16 protein-coding genes are annotated in these 26,887 nt (G+C 40.5%); 6 read left to right on the top strand and 10 right to left on the bottom strand.

Features of this window, described 5'->3' with window-relative positions; translation table 11 throughout:
• The 3 genes from BMZ41_RS03540 to BMZ41_RS03530 all read right to left on the bottom strand — a co-directional run bounded on the left by BMZ41_RS03540 (position 1) and on the right by BMZ41_RS03530 (position 4,732).
• Positions 1-621 (bottom strand): MBL fold metallo-hydrolase, encoded by a 621-nt coding sequence (locus tag BMZ41_RS03540; RefSeq protein ID WP_090526931.1) that lies wholly within the window; start codon positions 619-621, stop codon positions 1-3.
• 9 nt (positions 622-630) lie between these two features.
• Positions 631-2,931, bottom strand: coding sequence for a RelA/SpoT family protein (locus BMZ41_RS03535; protein WP_090526929.1), 2,301 nt, complete (start codon positions 2,929-2,931; stop codon positions 631-633).
• Positions 2,932-3,091: 160 nt separating this feature from the next.
• On the bottom strand, positions 3,092-4,732 hold the full coding sequence (locus BMZ41_RS03530; protein WP_090170894.1) for an ABC-F family ATP-binding cassette domain-containing protein: 1,641 nt from the start codon (positions 4,730-4,732) through the stop codon (positions 3,092-3,094).
• Between the two features lie 224 nt (positions 4,733-4,956).
• Here BMZ41_RS03530 and BMZ41_RS03525 point away from each other — a divergent pair, with 224 nt between their 5' ends.
• Positions 4,957-5,208, top strand: coding sequence for a DUF4160 domain-containing protein (locus BMZ41_RS03525; RefSeq protein WP_028248461.1), 252 nt, complete (start codon positions 4,957-4,959; stop codon positions 5,206-5,208).
• 14 nt (positions 5,209-5,222) lie between these two features.
• The gene (locus BMZ41_RS03520; protein ID WP_090526927.1) at positions 5,223-5,660 is read left to right on the top strand and encodes a DUF2442 domain-containing protein; all 438 of its coding nucleotides are present in this window, start codon (positions 5,223-5,225) and stop codon (positions 5,658-5,660) included.
• A 247-nt stretch (positions 5,661-5,907) separates the two neighbouring features.
• On the opposite strand, the gene BMZ41_RS03515 is transcribed toward BMZ41_RS03520, so the two are convergent.
• Together BMZ41_RS03515 and BMZ41_RS03510 are read right to left on the bottom strand one after the other, a co-directional pair.
• The gene (locus tag BMZ41_RS03515) at positions 5,908-6,099 is read right to left on the bottom strand and encodes a YlcI/YnfO family protein (RefSeq protein WP_090526926.1); all 192 of its coding nucleotides are present in this window, start codon (positions 6,097-6,099) and stop codon (positions 5,908-5,910) included.
• A 117-nt stretch (positions 6,100-6,216) separates the two neighbouring features.
• Complete coding sequence (locus BMZ41_RS03510) at positions 6,217-8,079, bottom strand: Ig-like domain-containing protein (RefSeq protein WP_177184146.1); 1,863 nt, start codon at positions 8,077-8,079, stop codon at positions 6,217-6,219.
• A 314-nt stretch (positions 8,080-8,393) separates the two neighbouring features.
• Here BMZ41_RS03510 and BMZ41_RS03505 point away from each other — a divergent pair, with 314 nt between their 5' ends.
• Positions 8,394-8,597 (top strand): helix-turn-helix domain-containing protein, encoded by a 204-nt coding sequence (locus tag BMZ41_RS03505; protein WP_090526923.1) that lies wholly within the window; start codon positions 8,394-8,396, stop codon positions 8,595-8,597.
• Positions 8,598-8,654: 57 nt separating this feature from the next.
• Here the strand turns inward: BMZ41_RS03505 and BMZ41_RS03500 are convergent, their stop codons facing one another.
• Positions 8,655-8,936 (bottom strand): helix-turn-helix domain-containing protein, encoded by a 282-nt coding sequence (locus tag BMZ41_RS03500; RefSeq protein WP_090526921.1) that lies wholly within the window; start codon positions 8,934-8,936, stop codon positions 8,655-8,657.
• A 438-nt stretch (positions 8,937-9,374) separates the two neighbouring features.
• Between BMZ41_RS03500 and BMZ41_RS03495 the strand changes: the two genes are divergently transcribed.
• From BMZ41_RS03495 to BMZ41_RS03485, 3 genes are all read left to right on the top strand, one after another.
• Positions 9,375-11,123: a sensor domain-containing diguanylate cyclase gene (locus BMZ41_RS03495; protein WP_090526920.1), complete on the top strand. Its 1,749-nt coding sequence runs from the start codon at positions 9,375-9,377 to the stop codon at positions 11,121-11,123.
• 285 nt (positions 11,124-11,408) lie between these two features.
• Positions 11,409-12,782, top strand: a complete 1,374-nt coding sequence (locus tag BMZ41_RS03490; protein WP_090526918.1) for a cellulose binding domain-containing protein — start codon at positions 11,409-11,411, stop codon at positions 12,780-12,782.
• 208 nt (positions 12,783-12,990) lie between these two features.
• The gene (locus BMZ41_RS03485; RefSeq protein WP_177184145.1) at positions 12,991-14,118 is read left to right on the top strand and encodes a cellulose binding domain-containing protein; all 1,128 of its coding nucleotides are present in this window, start codon (positions 12,991-12,993) and stop codon (positions 14,116-14,118) included.
• A gap of 253 nt (positions 14,119-14,371) precedes the next feature.
• On the opposite strand, the gene pyk is transcribed toward BMZ41_RS03485, so the two are convergent.
• The 4 genes from pyk to glgD all read right to left on the bottom strand — a co-directional run bounded on the left by pyk (position 14,372) and on the right by glgD (position 26,885).
• The gene (pyk, locus tag BMZ41_RS03480) at positions 14,372-15,787 is read right to left on the bottom strand and encodes a pyruvate kinase (RefSeq protein ID WP_090170907.1); all 1,416 of its coding nucleotides are present in this window, start codon (positions 15,785-15,787) and stop codon (positions 14,372-14,374) included.
• A gap of 157 nt (positions 15,788-15,944) precedes the next feature.
• Positions 15,945-18,638 carry a LamG-like jellyroll fold domain-containing protein gene (locus BMZ41_RS03475; protein ID WP_177184144.1) on the bottom strand — a complete coding sequence of 898 codons (2,694 nt, stop codon included), beginning with the start codon at positions 18,636-18,638 and terminating at the stop codon, positions 15,945-15,947.
• Positions 18,639-18,655: 17 nt separating this feature from the next.
• Positions 18,656-25,540, bottom strand: coding sequence for a family 43 glycosylhydrolase (locus BMZ41_RS03470; protein WP_143071316.1), 6,885 nt, complete (start codon positions 25,538-25,540; stop codon positions 18,656-18,658).
• Positions 25,541-25,766: 226 nt separating this feature from the next.
• Positions 25,767-26,885 carry a glucose-1-phosphate adenylyltransferase subunit GlgD gene (gene glgD / locus BMZ41_RS03465; protein WP_090170915.1) on the bottom strand — a complete coding sequence of 373 codons (1,119 nt, stop codon included), beginning with the start codon at positions 26,883-26,885 and terminating at the stop codon, positions 25,767-25,769.
• Positions 26,886-26,887: the final 2 nt, after the last annotated feature.

Raw genomic sequence — 26,887 nt, 5'->3', positions numbered from 1 at the left:
TTATAAAAACATATTGTTGTTACGCTCGAACTCGATAGTGGTAGCGCTTTCGTGGCCCGGATAACAGATTGTATCATTTGGAAGCACCATAAGCTTAGTATTGATACTGTTCACAAGCTGTGACATTGAGCCACCTGGGAAATCTGTGCGTCCAACAGAACCACAGAAAAGAGTATCTCCTGTAAACAGGATTCCTTCTTTTTCGAAATAGAAGCAGCAACCACCTGGTGTGTGACCTGGTGTAGCAAGGCACTTAAATGTAAGGCCTGCCATTTCCACCTCTTCATCATCCTTAAGGAAAATGTCTGTCTTGTATGAAGCAGCTTCGCCCATCATAACAGATAAATTAATCTCTGGATTTGCTAATGTCTCACGCTCTTTCTCGTATGCATAAACTTTGATGCCATAGGCTGCTGCGATTTCAGCAGCTGCGCCTGCATGATCAAAATGACCATGTGTAAGTAAAATTGCAACTGGTGTAGTGCCAGACTGCTCAACTCCTGCCTTGATACGTTCTGGAGCTGAACCTGGATCTATGATAATTGATTCTTTTGTCTCTTCATTGATTGCCAGATAGCAGTTCATAGCGCACACTGGCAACATAATATGCATAACTTTCATTAAATAAAACTATCCTCTAGGTCTTTCTACATCTATGATAGATTCTACCTGCTTAATCTTCTCAACAAGGGCTCTAAGCTGTTCCTTACTCTGAGTACCAAACTTAATGGTAATGGTAGCTACGCCCTGCTTGCTGGTCTTAGAGTGGATGGAATCGATGTCAATCTCACGCTCTGTGAAGATACGGGTAATATCCACGAGAAGGCCAGTACGGTTATTTCCGTAGATATTAATCTCTGTAAGATAAACGCCGCCTTTTCTTCCTTCTTCCTCTGCACCTGTAGCCCACTCTGCCTCAATAAGACGCTCCTTCTCGAACTCAGGAAGGTTAATCATGTTGATGCAGTCTGTACGGTGGATAGAAACGCCACGACCTCTTGTAACGAAGCCTACGATTTCATCACCTGGCACTGGATTACAGCATTTAGAGAAACGAACGGAAACATCATAAAGACCGCTAACCGTAATACCATTCTTTGACTTTGGACGAATCTTATCACTAGAACCTGAATGTTCTGCAAGAACATCTTCATCAGTAACTTTCACTGGATGATCCTTCTGCCATGCAGTGAACATTCTATTGATAACAGCGCCTTCCTTGATAGCTCCCTGACCTACTGCAGCCAGAGTATCTTCCCAACTATGGAAGCCGTATTTATTCTTAATGAGCTCCTGATATTTAGGCTTATTAATCGAGCCAATATCAACGCCCTTCTGTTTTGCAGAATTGATAAGTAATTCCTTACCCTTTGCGATGTTCTCGTCCTTAGACTGGGTACGGAACCACTGATTAATTTTATTCTTAGCCTGTGAAGACTTAACAATATTAAGCCAGTCGCGGCTAGGTCCGTTTGTATTCTGTGATGTGACAATCTCGATACGATCGCCATTCTGAATAACGTAGTCGATAGGTACAAGCTTTCCGTTTACCTTTGCACCAATCATTCTGTTACCAACAGCAGAATGAATAGAGTATGCAAAATCGATAGGTGTAGAGCCATTTGGAAGGTTCTTAACATCTCCTGTAGGAGTGAAACAGAAAACTGTATCAGAAAACAGATTTAAATCTGATTTAAGCAGTGATGAAAACTCCTTATTATCGGAAATTTCCTGCTGCCACTCAAGGATTTCGCGTAGCCAAGAAAGCTTCTCTTCCTCGCCAACAACTGTGGAGCCTTCTCCACTTTCCTTATATTTCCAGTGAGCTGCGATACCATATTCACTGGTACGATGCATTTCGTATGTACGAATCTGAATTTCGAAAGGTGCACCATTAGGGCCGATGACTGTAGTATGCAAAGACTGATACATGTTAGGCTTTGGCATAGCAATGTAGTCCTTGAAACGACCTGGAATTGGTGTATACATTTCGTGGATAACACCAAGGGCAGCATAACAATCCTTGATAGAATCTACGATTATACGAACTGCAAATAAATCATAAATCTGATCGATGGTCTTGTGCTGATTAACCATCTTCTTATATATACTGAAGAAATGCTTAGCACGACCATAAACCTCTGCCTGAATCTCTGCAGCATCAATGTGCTTACGCACGTCATCTACTAATGAATTAATATATTCTGTACGCTGGCTCTTTCTAAGAGCAATCTTCTCCACCAAATCATAGTAAGCATCTGGCTCCAGATATTTCAGCGATAAATCATCAAGCTCAATCTTAACCCTGCTGATACCGAGACGCTGTGCCAATGGAGCATAAATCTCCATAGTCTCACGTGCCTTTTCCTTCTGCTTCTCTGGAATCATGTACTTTAAGGTACGCATGTTGTGAAGTCTATCGGCAAGCTTAATAAGGATGACACGAATATCCTTTGCCATAGCAAGGAACATCTTGCGAAGATTCTCTGCCTGAATCTCCACCTTATCAGCATCGTAATTCAACTGACCTAATTTTGTAACGCCATCAACAAGCTCCGCAACTTCTTCCGAGAACTCCTGAGCAATCTCTTCCTTAGTACAGATAGTGTCCTCCACTACATCATGGAGAAGACCTGCCACAATAGTCTCCTTATCAAGCTCCAAGTCTGCCAAAATAATGGCAACACAAAGAGGATGAATGATATAAGGCTCTCCAGACTTACGACACTGTCCCTCATGGGCATTTCTGGCAATCATGTAGCCTTTTTCAATCATGGAAATATCTGTATTAGGGTGATATTTGCGAACGCGCTGAATAAGCTCCTTATAGAGCTCGTCAGGATCAACGAAATCTTCTGTAGCAATGACACCACGGCTCTCGAACGCAGTACTATCTACTAGTCTGTCTTTTTCGCTCTTATTTTCTGCCATAGTATCACCACCTCTCTAAAAAAATTTTATTAAATATTATATTATTTAACTATGCTAATTGCAATGTTTTACACCAAAAAGACATAGTATTTATATAGGGATTTTACATAAAAAAAACGCGCAGCAAAATGCTGCGCGCAATGTGTCAATTTCTAATTAATTAATCATCCTCAAGCTCATCAGATGAAAGCTCAAGTACTGTACGCTTACGAGCCATCTCATCAGACTCAAGGTACTCATCGTATGTAGTCATCTTATCAATCATCTGTCCGTTTGGAAGGATTTCGATGATACGGTTTGCAGTAGTCTGCACAATTTCGTGGTCACGAGAAGAGAAAAGGATAACTCCTGAGAACTTCTGGAGACCAGTGTTAAGTGCTGTGATACTTTCCATATCTAAGTGGTCAGTAGGCTCGTCGAGCATAAGAACGTTAGAGTTCTCAATCATCATACGTGAAAGAAGAACACGAACCTTTTCACCACCGGATAAAACCTTCATCTTCTTTGCGCCGTCATCGCCAGCGAAAAGCATACGACCAAGGAAACCACGTACATAAGTAGCATCCTTAATCTCAGAGAACTGTGTAAGCCAGTCTACAATAAGAAGGTCTGTAGAGAAGATTTCTGTATTGTCCTTAGGGAAGTAAGACTGAGATGTAGTAACACCCCACTTGTAGCTTCCTTCGTCTGGCTCCATCTCTCCTGCAAGAATCTGGAAGAGAACTGTCTTAGCCTTTTCGTTAGAACCAACTAAAGCAATCTTATCCTCACGACCTACGTTAAATGAAAGGTGATCAAGAATAAGCTCACCATCAATAGTCTTTGTAAGGTTTTCAACTGAGAGAACCTCGTTTCCGATTTCACGAGCTGGGCGGAAATCGATGTATGGATACTTACGGCTAGATGGACGGATGTCATCAAGCTGAATCTTCTCTAATGCACGCTTACGTGATGTAGCCTGCTTAGACTTAGAAGCGTTAGCAGAGAATCTCTGGATGAACTCCTGTAATTCCTTAATCTGCTCTTCCTTCTTCTTATTAGCTTCCTTACGCTGCTGGATAATAAGCTGGGAAGACTGATACCAGAAGTCGTAGTTACCAGCGTAAAGCTGAATCTTACCGTAATCAATATCTGCTGTGTGAGTACATACCTTATTAAGGAAGTATCTGTCGTGGGAAACAACGATAACTGTGTTCTCAAAGTTAATAAGGAACTCCTCAAGCCAACCGATAGCATCTAAATCAAGGTGGTTAGTAGGCTCATCGAGAAGAAGTACATCTGGTGAACCGAAAAGTGCACGTGCAAGAAGAATCTTGACCTTTAATGCACCTGGAAGATCTGCCATCTGTGTGTAGTGGAACTCTGTATCAACACCAAGTCCATTAAGAAGAGTAGCTGCATCTGCCTCTGCGTTCCAACCATCCATCTCAGCGAACTCTGTCTCAAGCTCAGCTGCGCGGATACCATCCTCGTCAGAGAAATCTTCCTTCATATAAATAGCGTCCTTTTCCTTCATGATATCGTAGAGACGCTGATTACCCATGATAACTGTATCAAGAGCTGTAAACTCATCGTATTTGAAGTGATCCTGCTCTAAGAATGAAAGACGGTTTCCAGGGCTCATTGTGATTTCGCCGCTGGTAGGCTCAAGCTGGCCAGATAAAATCTTAAGGAATGTAGACTTACCTGCACCATTGGCACCGATGATACCGTAGCAGTTTCCTTCTGTAAATTTGATATTAACCTCTTCGAAAAGGGCCTTCTTGCCAAAACGAAGGGTGACATTATTTGCTTGAATCATTTAACTTCCTTTCTCTATACAAAAAAACAAGTTGGAAAACAAGGCAAGCCAATGAAGTCCAACTAATAATCAAACAGAGTTATATTACCAAAAAAAATCAGATTTGTACATATTATAAAGAGCCAAATCATTGACTTCACACTATTATAACAAAGATAACTATCTATAACTTGCCCTTTAATACTTCACGGTATCGTGATATAATTCTTCTAAAGGAGAATAATATGCCAGTTATATCAAGATTTAATGGGATTGTGATTAGAATGTATTTTCTTTCAAGCGAGCACAATCCCCCTCATCTTCATGCTATTTATGGTGATGATGTAGCAGCTATAGATTTTCAGACTGATGAAATTCTAGATGGATATTTACCACCTAAGACTATGGAATTAGTTCTACAGTGGATATCTCTTCACAGAGATGAATTACTACAAATATGGGAAACTCAAAATTTCATAAAAATTCCACCACTATAATACAGGAGGTAGTTATGTTTCATAAAATAAAAGATGTACAACCCCTTCCAGACCACAAACTAAATGTTTATTTTTCTGAAGGTCAGCGAAAATTATATGATATCGTCCCTTTATCTTCTGAACACCCTCTATTCAAAGACTTGTTAACCGATGATGATTTGTTTAATTCTGTGCAAGTGGATGTAGGTGGTTTTGGAATAATATGGAATGATGAGCTGGATTTATCATGTGATGAACTTTGGGAGAATGGTCAAAAGGTAGATTCTCCATTTGATGGGCTTATGTCCTTAAGAGATGCTACCGAAATGTGGGGACTGAATGAAAGTACCCTCAGACGAGCAATCATCTATGGTAGATTCTTGCTTGGAATTGATGTCTGTAAATTTGGTAAGCAATGGGTCATTTCATATGAATCTATGCTTAGAGAATACGGAGAACCAAAAGCTAGCTAATAGTTCTAAAAAGAAGTCCTCAAAGACTTTAATAATAATAAACCAAGGGCGCCCCGAACGGAGCGCCCTTGATTAGGTGATATTTTAACATATTAGATATGTGGAGATACTATATAAACCTTCACATTATTTTTCAAAACCGGGATCTTCAGCTTATGCCAAAGCCCTCAATTCTGCGCCATCACTTTCGTGTGACTATTATAAAGACACGAAACAACTATACCCATAAAATTATTTCATAAAGGAATCAGTTTCCAAACATCTGATACTGATTTTCTTCAAGATTTTCTAACGCATACTGGCAAGCTTGGATTACAAAGGCCGAAAAGGTAACATCCTTTCCCTCTATAGCTTCTTCTATTTCTTCCAAAAGAGGTAATGGAAATCGCACTGTTTTGTTTTCCGACGCCCTCTTATCTGATTTCAATTTGAACGTCATTATATACTCCCTCAATTAAAAATTCGATAGATGTTGTGCGAAGAGGCTCCCTCAAGGTAGCCTCAACGCACACAATCTATTTATAGATAGTTGACAAAATATATATTTTCATTAAGGTTATTCACCTACTGTTACCACACACTCATCTGAATAAGTTGTTCCATCCACTGTAATTGATGCAGTAATTGTCGCTGTTGTTGCTGTAGAATCTGAATTAACAGTAACAACACCACCTGATACTGTCACACCACCTCCTGTAGCATCAGAAGCCCATGTAACTACCGCATCAGCTGGAACTGTTGTAGCAGTCAATGTAGCATTATTGCCTTTTGCAATCGTTACTGCTCTCTCATTCAATGAAATCGAAGGTGTTACCGCAACCGCTTTAACTTCTACTGTGCATGTAGCTGTGTAATCCTTGCCATCTACTGTAATCTTAGCAGTAATTGTTGCTGTACCTGCCTTTACACCATTTACTGTGCCATTAGTTACTGTTGCGATAGTAGCATCACTTGTAGACCATGTAATAACAGCATCACTTGGTTTTAGACTTGTAGATGATAAAACCACTGTACTGCCAACATCGACTGTTGCGGTAGTCTTATTGAGCTTAATCTCAGGTGTGATTTTGTTAACCGTTACGGCACATGTTGCTTTATATGTTACTCCATCCAAGCCAAATGAAGCAGTAATTATTGTTGAACCAGGAGCTACAGCTTCTACTGTTCCACCACTTACAGTTGCAACATTAGTATTATCTGATGTCCATGTTACAGATGTAGCTGAAGGTAATACTGTAGCTGTCAATACTGCTGTTTCCTCTTCTTCTAATGAAAGTGAAGATTTATCAAGCTTGATTGAAGGAGAAGTTACATTTACCTTACATGTAGCAGTATAATCGATACCACCGACTGTTATTCTTGCTGTAATATCTGCTGTGCCAGCCTTTACTCCTGTTACTGTGCCATTGACTACAGTTGCAACTGAAGGATTGCTTGTAATCCATGTGATATTTTCAGATGTAGGATATCTAGTAGCTGATAAAGCCTCAGTCTTTCCAACTGCTACATCAAGATTTGTCTTATCTAACTTGATTGACGCTGCTGTTACAGTAATTGTACAAGTGAGTTCTGTTGGCTTTTCATCATCATCATCAAGTATTGCTGTAATCTTGACTGTTCCTACAGCTTCACCTGTAGCTACATTAGACGCAAGTGAAACAATAGTTGCATCAGAACTTGCCCATCTAGCTACTGTAACGCCATCTGGAAGATTCTTAACAGCTAATGCAAGATTCTCACCTACTGCGATAGTAGCATTCTCTAAAGCAGGAGCTGTAGAAGCAGGAGCTGGGCTAGGTGTTGTACTAGAAGATGAGCTAGAACCACCAGAAGCTCCACCTGAAGATCCGCCTGAAGAACCGCCAGATGAAGCTGCTGCAGCCTTAGTAGCTGTAGTCTTACCTGGTAATATACTCTCAGATGGGAAGCCACCTAATGTTCTGTGCTCTTTCTGTCCTAATGTAGCAAAGTGCTGATAATACATTTCCATATTATCACCAAATGCTGCAGCAAGATCAGGATAAGCAGCCTTGTAAGCATTTACATCGAAATACTGGTTAATCTGTCTGCCTTCCTTAATACCGAAAGCCATAAAATGATTAAATAAAGCATCTGCATTGTCGCCAAAAACAGCAACAACATCAGGATTCTGCTTTGCATAGAAAGCAGCGTCAAATAACTGACGGATAGGTGAACTTGTAACATCAGCGGCACTAGAAGCTCTGCCTTCCTTCTTACCAAACAAATTGTAATGGTTTTCGAGAGCCTTACGAGAAGTGCCAACCTTAGCTACTACATCCGGATTCTGCTGTGCATAATATGCAGCATCAAATGCTGCATATGCAGGCACGGATGAGGCTACAGTTGCGGCTGCAACCGCGATAGCCATGAATCTTACTAGTGTCTTGTTTCTAGCCATGTTTTTGATTCCTCCTAAATAAATATTTCTCCCATTGCGCCAATTTAGAATGCAACCATCTGGTAGCATGGAAGAGTTAAATTTAACACAGCCTAAGCTGTGCACCTAAAAATTTACTTGCTACCGATTGGTAGCATCTTTAGGACTACTATATCACCATTTGGTAGCATTGTCTCAATAGAACTAAAAGTTTCACAATCTTTTCACACAATATATCAATTATGTTGTTTATTGTGCGACTATTCTTTTATGTATGATTAAGATTGCTTGTATAACTTTAGGTTCTAACAGGATTACTAAACAGAGGAGACACTATGTACCTAAAGCGGTTGGAGGATCTAAGAATTGACCACGATTTATCTCAGCAGAATGTTGCTGATATTTTAGTGTGCCAACGCGAGGTCTATCGCCGTTACGAAAAGGGTGTACGCGAGCTTCCTCTTTCTTATGCCATCAAATTGGCTGAATTCTATGGTGTTTCATTAGATTATCTTTGTGGTCTCACAGACGAACACTAACTCCCCTATTTTTGTTAAATTCTGATAGTACATGTTAAAATCCCTCCCTATAATCATTTATTTTCTCATTGGCTGAACAGTGAATGACAATTCTAACTGCTTAAAAATTTTTAACATAGTAGCTAGATTAGGTATGCTAACTCCTGATTCTATTCTTGCCACAGAAGAATGAGGTATTCCGCACAAAGAAGCTAACTCTCTTTGCGATAAATGAAGATTATGTCTTTGCTGAATCATAGCCCCCACAATAGCAGATATTTCTTCTGCCTCATCAATATCTCTACCTAACTTTGGATTTGTTTTTCTAACTTTTTCCTTGTACTTATTCCAATCGCTCATTATGGTTACCCCTTTCTAGAAACTGTATGTATTGTATTGCTTGTTTATACTGGATTCTAGCATCCTTGTTTGTGCTCGCTTTCTTCTCAAGGCCTTCTAAAAAAGCCTCTATATTACAGTCTCCTCTTGCAGTGCGATAAAAGTCAATTTGAAACATAAAAGAACCTCGTTTCTTAAAATTATGATAGCATCAATGCGTTCAATTTTCAATCATCTCCACTCATGTGCGCTCATGTGAATAATTGTAATCCACTTTTGTGTCCGTATATATACCCACTGATCCAAAATCGTTACTAGAATCGTTACTTTTTTAGACATCTTAAAAGCTTATGTTATGAAAAAAATTAGTGACATCCACCAATAACATTTGTACAATAAATATATACACGTGAGAGAACTACGTAACATTTAATTATTGATTAACAAGGAGACTATTCCGTGTTATTTAGACAGACTTCATTCAACGATACATTTCATAATACGATGAAGCAATGGGCAACAGATATCCTTTACGGGGATAATGTTGCCTTTTTTCATATCTTTGTTCCTTACAATCTTGATGACAAGAAAAAGGACCTTGATGAAGTACGCCAAATCATAAGAAAAGAATTCCCAAAGGCAACTATCGTTGGATGTAGTGCTACTGGCGATATTCTAGGTGGCAAATTAAATGATGATGAGCTTGTAATAACAGCTATGATATTTGAGGAAGCATCTAGCTATGTTAATATTATTACAACCTACGATACAGCCAATACATACAATGCTGACACCGTTTTAGCCTATGCCAAAAGCTTGCCTAATCTTAAAGGAATCGAGCTACTGACAGCCTCTACTTATCAGCCTCTTGAAGAGGCTGGCGCTATCGTAGATGCTCTTCCAGAGGATGTTAATATTTTTGGCGGAGTGGCTGTTGGCGATGAGGATCACCAGGCTTATGTATTTGCAAATGATTACGATTGTAGCACCACCGGATCTGTAATTGTCTTCTATGGTGGCCCTGATTTGCATATTCTTACCAACAGAATGTTTGGCTGGAAGCCAATAGGCTATCCTCTACAGGTTACACACTCTGAGGGTGATGTCGTTTATGAAATCGATGGCAAGCCTGCCTATGACGTATATGAGCATTATCTCCATATAGAAAAGGGGCGTAACTTTTTCTACGATGCGCTAGAATTTCCTATGCAGGTGCAGGTAGACAAAGAAACCAAATATATACGACACGCAAAAAGCGTTAATCCAGACGGGTCTATTGTTATGTCTTCCAACGTTCCAGAGGGTAGCTACATCCACCTAACCTATGGTGATCCACGCCGAATCATACGACATACCAAGCAGACAGGACTCACTATTAGAGAGTTTTCACCCCAAATGATTTATATCATTAATTGCATGGGGCGAAAGCTGTTTTGGGGGGATAAGGCCGGTATTGAGATTGGAGAAATATCTAAAAATCTCAAATCCATGGGCTTTAGTGCTCTCGGGGAAATCATGCGTTCCAACAAGCTGACTCTTCTTAACAACCTTTCCGTGGTAACAGTGGCAATGAGGGAAGGTGACGCCAGAAACGATGCTGTTATTGCAGAAGAACATACAGAGCAGGATTCTAACATGCCTATCACCGCCCGTCTTGCAATCTTTATAAATACTATTACTGAAGAGCTTATGGATAAGAATGCACAGCTCAGTGAAATGCTTTATAAAGCCTCTCACGACGCTTTGACTAATCTTCTCAATCGTGGTGCAATCGAACGAAATATTTATGAAATCAACGATACTTGTGATACCAAAAACTGGTATCTTCTAATGTTTGATATAGACGATTTTAAGCAGGTTAACGATACCTATGGACATGCGGAAGGTGATATGATACTGAAGGCTGTATCTAGCTATTTACTTGAAAATGTGTGCACTATTCCAAATGTACAGGCTGGTAGATGGGGTGGCGAAGAATTCATGATTTTGTTGTCCAATTCATCCGACGATGACGCCTACAAGCTTGCTGAATGTATTTGCTCACAAATAAAAAAGAAGTCTGCTTCTCATGCCCAAATTACCATTAGTATTGGTGTTACCAAGCATCATGAATCTGAAAAAGTAGCTGATACCATTAACCGTGTAGATGAGCTGCTTTATAAAGCAAAGGAGCTAGGCAAAAATCAGGTTAGCTGTGAATTTATTTAAGCAATTTATAACAGGAGCACCCGTTATATATGGGTGCTCTTTTTATGCAGTTTTTTAAGTAAATCCTTAAGTAATTTGTGACTAAATTGTGAAATACTCGTTTGTGTATTTTTACTCAAACAAATGTCAATAGTGAATTTGCGACAATTTTTAATAATTGGAGAGCAATAATTTGACAGATGTGATTATTACATATTTGTTACAATTTAATTGCTCGAGCAACGAAAACGTTTAAGGAACTGAATCAATTAATTATTACTAGAAAGAAAAGGGGGACTTTTGAAGATGAAGAGAAAAGTCGCAGGTCTGTTAAGCGCAAGCTTAGCTGCTGGATTATTATTATCAAGCAGTGCAACAGTCATGGCAGCTCCTAGCATCAGCCCATACACAAAGGTTGAGGCTGAAAAAGCCATCACAAAGAATGGCGTAGAAGTTGCTACAGAAAATAATAACGTATTTATTTCAAGCCTTGAGAAAGGTGATTCATTTAGCACAACACCATTGAATTTTACAAATGGTTTAACAGGTTTTGAAGGTTCATTTAGATCAGCTGGCGCTGGTTTAGTTGAAGTCAGACTTGATAAAGAAGATGGTGAAGCACTTGGTTCATTCAAGATTAGCAATACTAACGGTGCATTCAAGACTTATTCAGTAAAGGTATCAAAGGAAGTTGCTGGTCAGCATACACTTTACTTTGTAGGAAAGCTTGGAAACGTTGACGTTGATTACTTCAACGCTACAGGCGCTGGCGAGGTTACACCTACACCTACACCTGTTGTAACTCCTACACCTACTCCTGTAGTAACACCTGTTGTTACAGGCGAGGTAAATCCTTATGAGACTGTTGAGGTTGAGAAGGTTGCTGAACTTAAGGATGCTATGGTTACTCCTAATAAGTCAGCTGTTATGATTAGAGAAAATGGTTATGCACTTATCAAGAATGTAAACTTCGTTGATGGTGCTGCTATTATTACTGTTAACGGTAAGACAACAAGTGATTTATCTATCCTTGACATCAGAGTAGATGGCCTTGATGCTGCTAACTCTATCGGAAACGCTAAGTTCTCTAAGTCAAACGAGGGTGCTAAGACAATCCAGATCAAGAAGGATATCTCAGGTGTTCATGATGTTTACTTAGTAAACACATTTGCAGGATCAAACGTAACAGTTGATTCTATCATCGCAAAGGCTGCTCCAACAAAGCCTACACCAACTCCAGTTGTAACTCCTACTCCAACACCTGTAGTTACACCTACACCAACTCCTGTAGTTACACCAACTCCTACACCTGTTGTAACTCCTACTCCAACTCCTGTAGTTACACCAACTCCTACACCTGTTGTAACTCCTACTCCAACTCCTGTAGTTAAGAAGGATCTTGCATTCGAGTATCAGATTAACAGCTGGGGAACAGGTTACACAGTAAACTTCGCTGTTGTTAACAAGACAGGTAAGACTGTTGACGGATGGAAGGTTAAGATTAGCAAGAAAGATGTTAAGATTGACAGCAGCTGGTGCGTAAATGTTGCTGAGGAAGGCAACTACTATGTAATCACTCCAATGTCATGGAACAGCACTATCTACAATGGTGGAAGCGCTCAGTTCGGTATCGTTGGATCAGGTGCAATCGGATCAACAATTGATTACGTACTTGAATAATCTAGTTTTCATTTATCCTACATAAAAAACTAAGGGCCTTGCCGTATATCGGCAGGGCCTTTTATATGTGTCAAATATTCATCATTTCTTCACAGATGTCCATAGTTTATTCACAAATGTCCATGCCTTCTTTGCTAGAATGAAAATGCTCGAGCAACGAAAACGTTTAAGTAATTCATTTAATCTAAAAGGAGGATTTAGACGTACTATGAAAAAACTACTTACAGGTTTATTAAGTGTTTGTTTAGCAGCTAGTTTATTCTTTTCTATGAATATCACTTCTTTGGCTGCAGAAGGAGATAAAGACACCAATACTATCAACCCATATGAAAGAGTTGAAGCTGAGGATGCTAATTATTTCGCTTATTCTTATAAAGCCAACTCAGCTGATGGCAGTCCTTGTGGCGCAGTTATTAGCACCATTGGCTATATTGTATTTCAAAATGTAGACTTCGGCGAAGGTACTGATACTATCAACGTATGTGCCCAAGCTGCCGATTTATCACCACTTTGGTTTATGGTAGATTCACTAAAAGATGAAAATACCTCTGAAGGTAAAATCGAAGTAACTCCTAGTGAAGGACTTGAGGTTTATAACGTTAAGCTCAATACTACAATAACAGGAGTACATACCATCTACATTGGTGTTCCATATTTGCCAAATATGGGCGGTATGCATTATGTAAATGTTGATTACTGGGTAGCTGAAAAACCACCTGTTCCTGAGCCAACACCTGAACTTACACTTGAATACGATGTTTACTGCTGGGGCTCTGGCTATAAGGTAGATTTCAAAGTAGTTAACAACTCTGATGAGGATGTTGTTGGCTGGGCATTAAAAATCAAGAAGAATGGCCACAGCTTTGATCACAGCTGGTGCGTAAATGTAAAAGACGATGGTGATTACTTCATCGTTACTCCTTTAGATTGGAATTCAGTAATTCCTGCAAATGGAACTGTAGAATTTGGTATTCTTAGTTCAGATAATGTAGGCGTTGCTTCTGAATATGAGTTTATAGATCCTGTTCCAGTAGAGGATGAAAAGCTGGGTCTTGATTACAGTATCCAAAGTTGGGACGATGGTTACAATGTAAACTTCACATTAACCAACAATTCTGATACTCAGCTTAATGGATGGACATTAAAGCTTAATAAGAGTGATATCAACATCACCTCTAGCTGGAGTGTAAATGTAGAAGAAACAGATGACTACTATATCCTCACTCCTGCAGGTTGGAATACAATCGTTGGACCTCATGACTCAACAACCTTTGGTATTCAGGGTTCTGGAGAAATTGGAACAGAAATTGGATATGAACTTGAAGAAATGAAATAACTTTATTACATAAAAAAATATAACACGCGCGTATGCGCGTGTTATATTTTTATGCAATGTAAAAGAGACGCCAGCGGAGCGTCTCTTTCAAAAGGGAGAATAATGTTATGAAAAAATTGTATCTCTTTCGAGATGAGTATATATTAACTGAAATTTATGTTCAACTCGTGTAAGAAGTGTGAATTGTCTGTGAATAAAAATTAAATTCTGACAATAGTTACTTCATATAACATTTCTGCCCTGGCATATTATTTTATGAAATAGTCTCAACTCTGATTGTGTTTGTGTTACCTACAGAACCATCGATTGGGCCACCTGTAAGAACGATCATGTCGCCCTTGGCAAGACCTAACATCTCCTGTGTACGTTCTACGGCACGTGCAAACATAACGTCAAGAGCCTTGTACTTATCTACGAGAACTGGTGTAACACCCCAGCTAAGTGCAAGTCTTCTCCATACCTTCTTATCTGTTGTCATAGCGATAACATCTACTGGGCAACGGAAACGGCTAACACGCTTTGCTGTGTAACCAGACTTTGTACATGCAACGATTGCCTTAGCGTTAACATCGATAGCCATAGAGCATGTAGAGTGGCTGACAGCATCTGCTGTGTTGATAACTGACATATCTTCCTTATGGAAACGTCCTTCGTAGTTAATGTCATTCTCTGTAGTCTCAGCAATCTCTGCCATTGTAGCAACAGCCTGAACTGGGAACTTACCCTGAGCAGACTCACCTGAAAGCATGATAGCTGATGTTCCATCATATACAGCGTTAGCAACGTCTGAGATCTCAGCACGTGTAGGACGTGGATTAGAAATCATAGACTCAAGCATCTCTGTAGCTGTAACAACGCTCTTACCAAGGGCACGAGCCTTAGCGATAAGCTCCTTCTGAACTGCTGGAAGCTTAACGAATGGAATCTCAACACCAAGGTCACCACGAGCAACCATGATACCATTAGCAATCTCAAGGATTTCCTCAACATTGTCAACACCTGGCTGGTTCTCGATCTTAGCGATAACAACGATATCCTTACCACCGTTCTCATCGAGGAATGTTCTAAGCTCAACCATATCCTGCTTTGTAGAAACGAAAGATGCAGCAACGAAATCAACATCGTTCTCGATACCGAAAAGAATATCCTTCTTATCCTGCTCTGAAAGGTAAGGACCAGACATAACCTTGTTAGGGAAGCTCATAGACTTCTTATTGCTCATAGTACCGCCTGCTGTACACTTTGTGATAACATCGTGTCCCTTAACCTCAGTAACCTCGAAGAATACAATTCCGTTACATACTGAAAGTGTATCTCCAACCTTAAGATCATTGTGAAGGTTCTTGTGGCTAACAGATACTCTTGTCTGATCACCTTCAACATCGTCAGTTGTGAATGTGAAAACATCACCTTCGTTTACTGTAACAGAACCATCTTTAAAAGTACCGATACGGTACTCTGGACCCTTTGTATCAAGGAGGATAGCGATAGGAAGATTAAGCTTCTTACGAACCTTCTTAACCAAATCCATCTTCATGCCCTGCTCTTCATGATCACCATGTGAAAAGTTCATTCTGGCTACATTCATGCCGGCCTTAGCCATGGCTGTGAGAGTCTCCTCATTCATACTTGCTGGACCAATTGTACAAATAATCTTTGTTTTCCTCATTAGATAACTCCTATCTATATAAACTAATTGTTATTAAAAAAAAAACGAAATCTTTTCTATAATAACACCAATCAACCTTTACGTAAACCACCGATTTTATTTTAGCACATGAAAAAGGAGCCGACATCAGTCGGCCCCTAGATTTAACAAAAAGTTCTTATTTAAAGATTGTAAGAATTCCAAGCTTGCTAAGAACAAATCCAAGTAAAGCAAGCACTGCAACTGCTGCTGCAATAATTCCAGCAACTGCTCCTGCGCTAAGTCCTGCGCTGTCGCCTGCCTCTGGAACCTGCTCATCAGCGATTGTCTCCTCTGATGGCTGCTCTACAGTTTCCTCTGGCTTTGTCTCTTCTGAAACATCTCCTGTTGTAGGTGTAGCCTCATCCTCGATTGTTGTCTCAGCCTCGCCCTCTGCCTCAGTAGCTTCGCCTGTAGAAGGCTTTGTAGTCTGACCTGGCTTAGTCTGAGCACCTGTACCCTGCTGTGGTCCTGCTGCAGGAGCCTGTGGGTCTGTGATAGTTGTGGTAGTCTCAGTACCTGTAGCTGGTGTAGTCTGTCCACCTGATGATGCTGAGCTTCCTGATGAAGAACTTCCACCTGATGATGCTGAGCTTCCACCTGTAGAACCACCCTGAGAACCTGAACCTGCTGAACCAGAGCTTGGTGATGGTGCTGGTGCTGAACCAGAACCTGGTGCTGGAGCTGGAGTCTTCGCTGTAACATCAACAGCTGTAGCGTACTGCATCTCAAATCCATCTGAAACAGCCTTTACTGTTGCTGTAACGATAGTCTTTCCTGCATTCTTTGCATCAAGCTTTCCATCTACATATGTAGCAACACTGTCATCCTCTGAAGCGTATTCTACAGTAACTTTATTAAGGATTGATTCTGGAAGAACAAATAAATCCTTATTGCTTCCAGCCTCGATTGAAACTGTTACCTCTGCCTCTGGAATTACATCGAATGGATCTACGTATTCATCTGAAAGCTCTAATGTTTCGATAGCCTTTGTAAGTCTTACAGTAGCTGAATCAATCTCATCAAATGTTGCAGCTGCCTCAGCCTCTGCGATAACTTCCTCTAGACGCCCTGCAGATTCTGCTGACATAAATGTAAGGTCAAATGCCTTAGCTCTTTCAATAAGGGCGTTGAGCTCTGACTTATCAAGTGCATCTACTGCAAGATTAAGCTCAACTCTTGCTGTCTTACCTTCAAGAGATGCCTCTGCTGTAAGCTTAACCTCAGAAGCCTTATCTGTAATAGTAACAACACCTTTTTCTGAGATAACCTCTGGATTAGATGATGTCCATGTTACAGCTGTGCCGATTACTGATGTTGGAAGCTCAAGGTTGTATCTGATGTGCTCTCTGTCAGTATTCTGTCCCTTGATTGCCTCGAAATCACAAGCTGAATCAAGACTTGTCTGAAGTCTGTTATCTAAGAAATCCTCAGCAGCTGCCTTGATAGCCGATTCATCTAATGCTCTGTTGTAAATCTTGATTTCATCAAAAGCACCATTGAAGCAAGGGTCCCAATAATTAGCACCGAATAAGATTGATTCATTAGTGCCACAAAGTGGGTTATTAAATGCACCGCTGGCTGCCTTCTCACCATTTACATACATATCAAGCTGGCCATCTGTACCAACAAGAGTAACCATTGACCAAGCATTGTTTGTAATAGTTGGATTGCCGATGGTAGTCCAGCTCATAGCTGCTGCATTTCCTACAGTCTCTGCTCCATCCGTTCTACCCCAAAGCTTATAAGACTGGTCACCGCCATCACCTGAGATTGCTGTCCAGTGCTCAGGGCTGTGATATCCCATAAGCATCATAACCTGATTGTTAGCCTGTGAAGCATATGGCTTTACAAGGAAGGAAATAGTGTAATCCAATCCCTGAACCTTGTTTCCAAGATCAAGACCATATCCATCTGTTACAATTGCCTTTCCATTTGCACCATTCACAAATTTAAGCTCACCATCATAATTACCTAAGCCTTTAACGATAGCCTTGGCATCACCGATACCATCTTCGAAGTTATAAGAAGCAACCAGGTAATTATCATAATCAACTACTCCTGTTTCCTCTTCTACTTCCTTCAAAGACTTACCAGTATATAGTCTCTCAACATCGATATCTGAAATTGTGCGGTCGTAAATCATAACATCATCTACGAGACCGTTAAAGCATCCATCCCAATTATTTGCGCCGATGTAGACATCCTGCTCTTCACCTGCCATAAATGGTACGAAGTTTTCATTTCCTTCAGAAATTCTCTCTCCATCGTAATATGACTTAATGATATTTCCATCGCCTGTGATTACAATGTGGTGCCACTCACTTGGAGCATAAGTAGCAAATGTCTTGGTAACCCATGAAAAGTTTGGCTTGTAGTCATACCAGAACTTCATCTGAGAATTGTTTCTATCACCTGACACTGCATACCACATTTCAGGAGAGTGATATCCCAGGAATAATACTGACTGGTTTTCAACAAGTTTTGTCTCAGGCTTTACCCAAAGTGAAACTGAAAAGTTTTCTCCAAGGTTCTGCTCATTAAGCTTGAGACCATAATTGCCATCTAACTTAAGAGAGCTGCCATCCTTTGACTCATCCCTGTTTGCATCATATTTTACTTCGCCATCATAATTTCCAAGGCCCTTAACGATTGCCACAGCCTGGCTGTCGCCCTTAATATTCTTAAGGGCACCGCCATCAAAATCATACCAGGCAACTACATCATCATATAATTTATCTGCCTTTGCTATATTGTAGCCAACGAAAGGTGTTGCCAAAGCAAGTGCCATGACGCCGGCAAGTAAGCCATAATATTTCTTATTTTTTCTCATCATCATTCTCCTTGCTTCTACTTTCTGTATGCCTTGTCAACAACATTGATTGTAACCTCTGCCTCGTACTCTGTTCCGCAGAACTCATATGAAACTGTGATGGTCTTCTTTCCTGTCTCTGCTGTTACATCCTCAGGAACTGTAACCTTAAGACCTTCATTTATTGTTACTCTCTTGCCGTTTTCAAGAGTTGCTCTGATTCTAATATCATCTGTCTTGACTGTCTCACCAACTACGTACATTCTAACTGACTTTTGAACCTTTGAAGTCTTAACAACCTCAGCTGCCTTAACTGTTCCCTCAGCAACCTTCTCAGTAAAGAATGTAGCCTCATCAGCCTCTGGCTCCTCTGTAAGGATTAACTTTCCGTTAACTGATGCTAGATAATATCCATGGTAAAGAGCACTTTCAAAGGTTACGCCATCACCTGCAAAACCCTTGATAGTTCTGAATGTCATAGCCTTAGCTTCATCATTTGTGCCATTTACATCCTGCGAAAGAACAACACTGTAGTTACCATTCTTATCAGCCTTACCAACTGTCAGGTACATACCTGGCTTGTAGTTTGACTCGATTGATACCAAAGCATCATTGTTCTTATTAAGCTTACCTGGGTTGATTTCCCACTCAGCATTCTCACCGTCATTTACGAAGTCGCAGCCAACAGCCTTGCCTGTCATTGGATAATCACTATCATCAAGAGTGTTTTCGAATTCCTTAACGAAGATTGTGTTCTTCTTAGAATCGTAAATCTTGCTGACTGTTCCTGTAAGACCTACAGCTGTCTTCTTAATATATGGAATACTTCCATCTGCATTTACCTTGAACTCCTCACAGCACGCAACTCTTCTGAAGCCGCTTCCGTGTGGAAGGCTGCCATCGTGGTAAACGAAATATGTATGACCCTTGAAATCAAATACTGCCATGTGGTTTGTATTTGAAGTAGCGCTTGGCTCCATTACAACATCGCCGAAAGTCCACTCATTATTGAGGAAGTCCTCCAAGCTGTCACAATATGCGTAAGCCATCTGCTCTCTCCAGTCATAAGCGAAGAACATGTAGTATCTGTCCTTGCCATTTGCAAGCTTGTGCTTGTAATAGTAAGGAGCCTCTGTAAACTGATGTCCACTTGGCATTCCCTTAATTACACCTACCTTGATATCAGCGCTCTTCTTGTCAGATGCCTTCTCTACTGAAAGCTTGTCCTCGTTTCCATCCTTATCAACGATAGAAATCATATCCTCGTTAAGCTCGCAGTTGAAGAAACGAACATTACCCCATCCAAGGATGCGGTGCTCCACGCCATCTTCATCCTTCTCAATCCAGAAAGTAGGATCAATATCTTCCCATGTTGAAACTCCATCGTAAGTATCAACATTCTTTACAAGTGGCTTTCCGATATCCACAAATCCACCTGTAGGAGAATCTGAAACAGCAACACCAATGCACTTGCCACCGCCGTAGCTGCCCTTTGCCTCTGAGCAATAGTAGAAGTAGTACTTGTCGCCATACTTAACTACCTGACCTGCCCATGCGCTGTTCTTATCCTGTACCCATGAGATGTTGCCATCATTTAAGAATTCGCCCTCATAAGTCCAATTCTTCATATCCTTTGATGAGTAGCATCTCCAATCTGGCATCTTGTAGCTTTCGTTTGTTGATGTGTCGTGACCAACATACGCATATACGGTATCACCATCTACAAGAATAGAAGGATCTCCACCGTAAAGGATGTCACCGTTCTCATCAAATCCAAGCATTGGGTTGCCTGAGTTGCTCTTCTGAAGAACTATCTCTTCTGCCTCATCATCAAAGTCGTTCCAATCAGAACCTGTAAGAGCTGAATACTCATCAGCTGTGATTGGCATTACATAACCGTGACGATACTTAATCTTGTTGTAAGAACCAAGCTTGTCATCATCAACAAACTCAAAGTCACCAGATGCTAAATCTGTAGTAACTACTGGATAGTAGCCCTGACCTCTTGCGAATCTGTCGATAAGTAAGCACCACTGATCCTCACCATCCTCATTCTTTTCATTGAGCTTGAAGATGATTGGTCCCTCTACTGCACCAACCTTATTTGGTAATGTCTTATCAAGGAACTTAGAATTAATATCCTTAAAGTTGCCAAGAACTCTGTCTGCAACATCAATCTTGATTGAACCGTTAGACTCGTTCTTTGTGTAACGATAGTACTTTCCATCGTTGCCCTGAATCATTGTAGAATCGATTACCTTAATGATTACGCCATCGCTGTTGCGTCCACCTTCGTGGTAAAGCTTAGGTTCTGTGAAGTGAACGAAGTCACGTGTCTTTGCATAGTAGATTGCGTGATTCTCGTAATCCTGAGTAATCTTCTCGTTCTCATCTACCTCAAGTCTTGTAGCTGACCAGTAAACTACGTACTCGCCTGTTACATCATCGTAAACAAATTCCGGTGCCCATGTGCAGCCTGCATTCTCTGGAGCAATTTCTGCAAGCCATGGCTTTGACCAGTGAACCAAATCACTTGATTCCCAAACCACGATGCTGTGGCTTCCGTTACTACCTGCTGCTGGCCATGCATTTGACTTGTTGTGATAAATGCTAAGGTCAGTAGAAATCATGTAGAACTTGTCACCCTCAGGTGTTCTTGCGATGTACATATCACGAAGACCACTCTCACCGATTGTACTTGTGATGATTGGATTATTGTTGTTAAGGTCTTCCCAGTTGAAACCGTCCTTTGAAACTGAGAAGTATACCTGCTCGTCACTTGCTGCACCTTCTGTGCCTGTGAAGTGAACGAATAAGTATCCAACATATTCATCAACAGCCTTAGGAGCCTTGATTACTTTGCAATTAAACTTCTTTGTTACGCTCTCATCACCCTTTGTGAAGGTAGCTGTAAGTGTTACATTTGTATCCTTTTCCTGACGTGTAACAACACCAGCAGGAGTTGCATCATAGCCAGCGTTCTTTACTGTCTTTGTGCTGATTACATCCTCATCAGAAGATTCCCATGAGATGCTTACTCCGTTTACTTCTGATGGAAGTGAGATGTTACCCTTAATCTTGTTCATATCAGGGATTACATAGTTGTTTGCTACATAGTTTACATCCCCGATTTCCTCAAGACGTGCAACCTTGCCAGCAAGGTAAAGTCTTGCAACATCTTCATTCTTGTATGCTCTGTTATATACCTTTACATTATCGAAGTAGCCTCTGAAGTAATCATCTGCTGAGTAGAATGACTTACCAAGATATCCAAGTAAATCCTCTCCCAAGTCAGAAACCTTCATACCAAGCTTCTTGTTAACTCCGATGAGCTTTCCGTCTCTGTAAAGAGACATCTTTGAACCATCAACTACGATTGTGATGTTGATCCATGTGCTTGCAGTGTTTGGATACTTAGCTGAAGCCTCAACCTTCTTCTCATCACCACCACCGTTTTTGGTAATAGCAAGCTTCTCTGCTGTAGGCATTGCCTTGTAGAATAAGTACTTGCTGTTGTCCTGACCAAATGTGAATGTGAAGTAATTTCCTGTTCTTGTGACTTCCTTTACATCGAAGGAAATAGTCATCTTGTTTCTGTTATCAAAGAATCCCTTAGGGAACTCAAGATAAGAGTTGCTTCCTCCTACTGAATCATCACCGCTAAGGTAAAGTACCTTGCCGTAATCATCATCTGAAACGTACTCGCCCTTGAAGGCATATCCATCATTACCATTTCCTGAAGCATCCTTAACAACACCCTTTGAAAGAGTGTCATTGAAGTTGTACTCAAGAATTGGCTCTGCCTTAATCTCTTCACCTTCAACTACTACGTTAACCTTGAAGGTATCGCCGCCCTTGATGAAATCCTCAGAGCTGAGATTAAAGATTGGAAGTCCATCCTCATCAAATAATACCGTCTTTACGTATGCATTTCTGCATGGATCGTAAAGTGGGTCACCGCTGTGTGTAGCGTGGCTCTTAGACTCTCTTGCATGATAAACAATTACAAGATTTCCATTCTCATCATATGTAAATGAATTGTGACCTGGGCCAGAAACTTCATCGTCGAAGTCTGAGCTTGTAAGTATCGGATATGGAAGCTTTGTCCAATTGCTTACATCTGTAAGGTCTGCCTTCTCATCAGCATACATAAGACCTACGCAGTACTCTGAGCCTGTACCTGATGCTGAGAAGGTCATATAAACCTTACCATCCTTATGGAACACTCCTGGTCCCTCGTTAACCTTGTATCTTACTAATTCCCAGTTGAACTCCGGCTTTGTAAGAAGCTTTGCTTCGCTTGTAAGCTTTGTAGGATTCTCTGGGTCAATTGTGGCGATGAAGAGATAGCTTAATCCATCAGGGTTCTGAGAATTCTTTGTCTCATCGGCCCAGATAAGATAGTGCTCTCCGCCTGCCTCGAAATATGTCATATCAAGTGACATGCCATTTAAAATGTTGTCGCCGCTAACTGGCTTAACAAGCTCTGGCTCTCCCCACTTATCTGCATCAAGCATGCTCTCCTTCTTAGGATTGCCTTCAAACTTGATCATGAATGGGCGGATGTTAAATGTTGTGCCGCTGCCAGTGTTGAGACCTGCTGTTGCGACTAAGTACCAACTGCCACCAATTCTGTGCATCTCAGGTGCCCAGATAAATCTTCCAAGACTCTTGCTTGTGTTCTCATCCCAAACACTAACCTCTTCAGCTGTAGCAAGACCTTCGATTGTCTTTGCGCGTCTAAGGATAATTCTGTCGTAACCATCCTTATCACCGCTGCCATCCATAGGATAAGAAGCTGTGAAATAGTAGTATCCATCATCCTCGTTATAAACTACATATGGATCTGCTCTCTCTGGAATCAAAGGATCAGCTGCATCTGTAAAGTTTCCAGAACCACCAATCACACCTTCAAGTGTGTATGTGCCAGGAAGCTCTAAATCAACATTATCGATACTCTCTTCTGTAAATCTAAGTGAGTAAGTGTTCTTTGTTCCATCAGAATACTCAGCCTTTACTGTGTTCTTCTTGATGTACTTATCAAGAATCTCTCTGAACTCTTCCTGTGATGTCAAAGCATCAACTTTGATTTCCTCTGTTGGAAGCTCGCTAAGAGAGGTGTTGTAAGGGTTTGTAAATTTCTCTACAACTCTTTCATATTCTTCATTTGTAAGACCGATTTCTGATGGACTAACTGCATTGTTAGGAGAGTTTTTAACAGTTTCAAATTCAAAGGCATCATCATTGATAAGAAGTGGTGTATCAAACTTCTTCATATCCTTTGATGTCACAAGATATAATCCATCATCTGTTCCAAGATAAATCTCATATCTTTCATCAGTCATATCATATACAGCTGCTGCTTTTCTAACATTAGAAACGTTACCTAAGGCAAATTCCTTTTCCTCTGTATATGTAATCAAATCTTCTGATTTGTATGTAAGGAGCTGACCACCGCTTGTGGCTACCATAAAGAAGCCTTCTCCATCAGCCTCTCTTACAATAACTGGGCTAGAATAAGATTTATTTCCAAGTGCTGTATAAAGAATTGGCTGATTCTTATGGAGTGCTGTAAACTTGCCATCCTTTTCAGCGGCAATCATCATACCCCCGTCCTGGCCAACTGCAGGATTGCTATTAGTATAAGTAATAACATCCTTGCCTTCCTTTAATACAACAACCTTAAAGTCTTTTTTATCACCATCAATATTTGCTGTAAGTGTAACCTCTTTATTCTTGTTAGAACGTGTTACCTTACCATCTGCTGTAATGACCTTGTCATCACTTGTTTCCCAAGTAATTTTCTTGCCATCATACTCATCTGGAAGATTAATATCCTCTGTCACATATCCTGCGTTAAGTGAAAAATCAACCTCAGCCTTTTCACCAACTTTTCTATCAAGATATGCCTGATATAAATCCTTTACATCACTGTCTGAAAGGCTTCCGCTGTAGATTTTAAAGTTATCTACATATGCCTTACAATATTCGCCGCTTCCCCAATTTGCGCGACCAATAAGTGTTATTGGCGAATCCTTCAGTATATCCTCAAGAGCGAAACCTGATTCGAAGGTTGCCTTCTTCTCACCATCCACATAAATGATTGTGGCATCCTTTGAATAAACTGCTTCCAAATGATTCCATGTGTTAAGCGAAAGTGATGCAGTTGCACAACCTGGTCTAGAGCCATTATTGTGATACTGCTCTGCTTTGAAATCGCTTCCTTTTTCAAGGAAGGCTCCAATGTAATGCTCGTAAGGATAGCTCTGTGCATTTGAATCTGGTGCTGCATAGAACAACCAGTTTGCGTCAGTTCTTAAAAACTGCACATCTGCAGAAATTGATACTGAATCGTATCCACCAAGAAGCGAATCCCCATCCTTGGTAGTTACTGTCAAATACTGATTTGAGCCGTTAAGAGAAAGTGCCTGTGAGCCATCGTAGCTTGTTGTAATACCATATGAACCAGAAGCTTTTGCACTGGCTCCTGTCATTGTTTCGCCTTCATCGAGATCTTCAAAATCAAAGTCTGCAATAAGCTTAAGCTCTGTTTTTTCTTCCTCTTCTGACTTTAGAAGCTTCTCTTCTTTGAGCTCATCCTCTTCTAGTTCTTCATCAAGCTCATCCTCAGCTTCTTCAGCTTCTTCAGCATCGTCGACATCTTCATCAACATTATTCTCTTCTGTCGCCTCATCTGTCGGTTCCTTCTGATTCTCAGTAGCTTCGTCATCTGTTTCAGATTCTTCATCTACTGTAGCATCCTCAGAAGTCTCTTCTGTAGAATCCACATCATCTACAGCCGCATCAGTTGCTTCTGTTGCACGAACCAAAGAAAGACCTGCATCAGGAACTGATCCCGACCAGGCCAAAGCAAGTGCAAGCAAAAGCGCAGTTGTGCGTTTCAACTTTTTGTCATGCTTCATTCTTATTCCCCCATTATTTTTTTAGCACCCTCTCCTAAAGTGCCTTGTAGTACCATGATATCCTCAGGAATGTAATGGGTAAATAGAATTTCTTTCACAGTTTCGTCACAGCTTTCGTAAAAATTTAGCCTTGAATTAAAAAAGGTAGAAAAATTTTAGATAATGTATCTAAAAATTTTCTACCTATAAAACTAAAATATTTTTATTTTATTTAAACTATATCCTTTTACAGCACATCATTTCGCTTTATGTACGCCGGCGTTACGGACTCGGATACAATCTTCTTCACGTTCTTAACCTTCACCCATTTATCAATTACCGCATTTTCGATATAGGTTCCATCACTGATATCAGAATATGAAAGTATGATGGAGTTCTTTATAATAGCGCCCTTTCCAATATGAACATGACGTCCAATAATTGAATTCTCAACGGTTCCTTCAATGGTAGCTGCATTACATACCAGTGAATTTACTACCTTAGCACCTGGATAATAGTGTGTTGGGCAGGCATCTGTGGTATGTGTATAGAATGGCCAATCTTGCTTGAAGAAATCCATTGCTGTGCCATAATCCAAAAGCTCCATGTTTGCCCTATAGAAGTCATCAAGACTGGTGATTGCTGCAAAATATCCCTTGTGCTGATAACCTCTGATATCAAGAGTGTCACAGCTGAGCGCGATAATATCTGCAAAAGAATAAGCACTGGATTCTCTCTTAGCCTTCTTGATAAGCGCTACGAATAAATCCTTGGACATGACATAAGTGTCCATGCTGATATTCTTATCCTTGGCTGTGCCCATGTTTCTAGTGAGACTCTGAACACCCTTTTGCTTATTCAGCTCCACAACATTGCAGGCTCTATAGTATTCCTTAGCCTGATCAACCTTGTGATACAAAAGTGTGATATCATTGCCTGCCTCCACATGGTCATCCAAAAGCTTTTGAAAATCCTGCTTAAATACCATATAGCTAGGAGCTACGATTACATAATCCTGAGGCATACGCTCAAGCTGCTCCAAGTTTTCCATGTATGCAGTAATGTCAGTATTGTAAATTGAGTTTGCTCCATTCTGCTGTGTAAAAAGCAACTGCAAACTACCTCGTTTTGAGTTGATATTATAATGACGACCTGAACCAATATGCTCCACCAGTGAACGAGGTCTACTATTCAAATATACGTGTATACGATTTATGCCACTGTTACTCATGTTGGAAAGTGGGAAGTCGATTACACGAAATCTTCCGATAAATGTGAAGGCGCCAATTGGGCGATAATCATGAAGACCTTCAACTCTGATATAGTTAGGTGCCGAATTAATTACACCAAATGCTTTATTTGCCATAG

It is taken from the genome of Pseudobutyrivibrio sp. UC1225, assembly GCF_900115215.1.
In the GTDB taxonomy this organism is placed as follows: Bacteria; Bacillota; Clostridia; order Lachnospirales; family Lachnospiraceae; genus Pseudobutyrivibrio.
Note: the sequence above shows the minus strand (reverse complement) of the source record. Positions and strands in the feature narration are given on the sequence as shown.